The 2,037-nt window shown below is 63.5% G+C and carries 1 protein-coding gene; it reads right to left on the reverse strand.

Going from position 1 to position 2,037, the window contains the following annotated elements:
- Positions 1 to 183: 183 nt before the first annotated feature.
- Positions 184 to 1,614: a glycogen synthase GlgA gene (gene glgA, locus Q0349_RS04735; protein WP_298079729.1), complete on the reverse strand. Its 1,431-nt coding sequence runs from the start codon at positions 1,612 to 1,614 to the stop codon at positions 184 to 186.
- Positions 1,615 to 2,037 lie beyond the last annotated feature (423 nt).

Consider the following 2,037-nt stretch of genomic DNA (forward strand, 5'->3'; position numbering starts at 1 on the left):
GGCGCGGGTTTCCCTAAAAAATGGCTCCGCCATTTTTTAGGGTGCCTGGTCAGGCGACGCAACACCGTATGAGGCTTTCGGTGGATGGCTATATAACAGAATAGCGGGGTTGATGCCGCACCCGCTCATAAAAAAGCGCGACCGGGGTCGCGCAGGGATGAAGTGTTCGGCAAGCGGGGCGGGTCAGAGGCTGTTGTACAGCGCTTCGTAGGCCGCTGCCGCTTTGTGCCAGCTGTAGTCTTGTGCCATCGCGGTGGCGCGGATGCCCGCCCATTGTTTGGCGTCGTGCCAGCTTTCCAGCAGCCGCCCCACGGTGTGGATGATCGCGTCCGGGGTCGCGTCGCGGAAGGTGAAGCCGGTCGCGGTTTTGTTTTCGAGGGTGTCCGGCTGGGTGTTGACGACGGTGTCGGCTAGTCCGCCGGTTTCGCGTACCAGCGGCAGGGTGCCGTATTTGAGGCCGTAGAGTTGGGTCAGGCCGCAGGGTTCAAAGCGGCTCGGCACGAGGATGACGTCGCCGCCCGCAATCATTTGGTGCGACAGTGCTTCGTTGTAGGTGATGCGCACCCCGACTTTGTCCGGGTGGCGCGCGGCCAGGTCGCGGAAGGCGGCCTCCAAATCGGGCGAGCCGGTGCCGAGGACGGCGAGTTGCAGCGGGCGCGCCAGCAGGGTTTCGGCGGCGCCCAAGAGCAGGTCTGCGCCTTTTTGTTCGGTGAGGCGGGTAATCATCACCAAGAGCGGCACGCTGTCGTCGGTCGGCAGGTTGTAGGTTTGTTGCAGGGTGTGTTTGTCCACCCGTTTGCCCTGCATATGGTTTGGTTGGTAGGGTTTGGCGATGTTGGGGTCGGTTGCCGGGTTCCAGATGGTGTCGTCCACGCCGTTCAGGATGCCGCTGAGCCGCCCTTGTGCCGCGCGTTCGCCGAGGAGGCCGTGGAAGCCGTAGCCGTGTTCGAGTTCGGTGATTTCACGGGCGTAGGTCGGGCTGACGGTGGTGATGTGGTCGGCGTAGTAGAGGCCTGCCTTGAGGTAGGACATTTGGCCGTAGAATTCGAGGCCGTAGGTGCCGTACATATAGGCGGGCAGGCCGAGTTCGGCGAGGTGGTGGCCGCTGAAGATGCCGGCGTAGGCGATGTTGTGAATGGTGAAGACGGTTTTGACCGGGATGTCCCAGGCTTGCAGGTAGGCGAATGCCAGGCCGCTTTGCCAGTCGTGGCCGTGGACGAGGTCGGGTTTCCACCAGCTGTCGGCGCCGGCGGCGAGCGAGGCGCCAACCCAGCCGAGCAGGCCGAAGCGCAGGTAGTTGTCGCCGTAGTCGGCGTAGTGGCTGTCGTGGTAGGGGTTGCCGTCGCGGCGGTAGAGGTGTGGCGCGTCGATGAGGTAGAGGCCGACGCCGTGGTAGTCGGCGTAGCGGATTTCGATGTCGCCTGCAAAGGTGTGGTACCAGCCGACGTGGCCGGTTTCGCCCACTTTTTCGGCGACGCTGGGGTACAGCGGCAGGACGACGCGCACGTCCATGCCCGCCTGGTGTTGGGCGAATGGCAGGGCGCCGAGGACGTCGGCGAGGCCGCCGGTTTTGACGAGCGGGTAGAGTTCGGAGCAGATGTGCAGGGTTTTCATGTTGGTATCCTCGTTTGTTTTGGTGTGGATGCGGGTGTTGGCGGGATGGTTTGCGGGCGGGCTTGTGTGATGGTTTGGGGTGTTTGTTTTGGTGTTGGCGTGCTGCGGGTGTGTTTTGTGCGGAAACGGCAATGGGGTTTGGATTGCTGCCTCTACCCCCTCCCCTGCCCTTTCTCGCACTACGCGCGAGCTGTTCCAGTCCCGCTGCGGGCTTCGCCCTGCAGGGGAGGGGGAAGAACGGTGGGAGATTGGGCGGCGGTTGGCGTATGGTTTGTAGCTATGGCGGGCGTTTCTGGTCGTTGGTGGTGGGGCAAGCCCCACCCTACGGGTTTATATGGACGTCGGCGGTTGTATCGCGGGCGCTACCCCCTCCCCATCCCTCCCCCGGGCCCATGCAAAATGCGGACGCATTTTGCATGGGCC

This window comes from uncultured Cardiobacterium sp. (genome assembly GCF_938028185.1).
GTDB lineage: Bacteria > Pseudomonadota > Gammaproteobacteria > Cardiobacteriales > Cardiobacteriaceae > Cardiobacterium.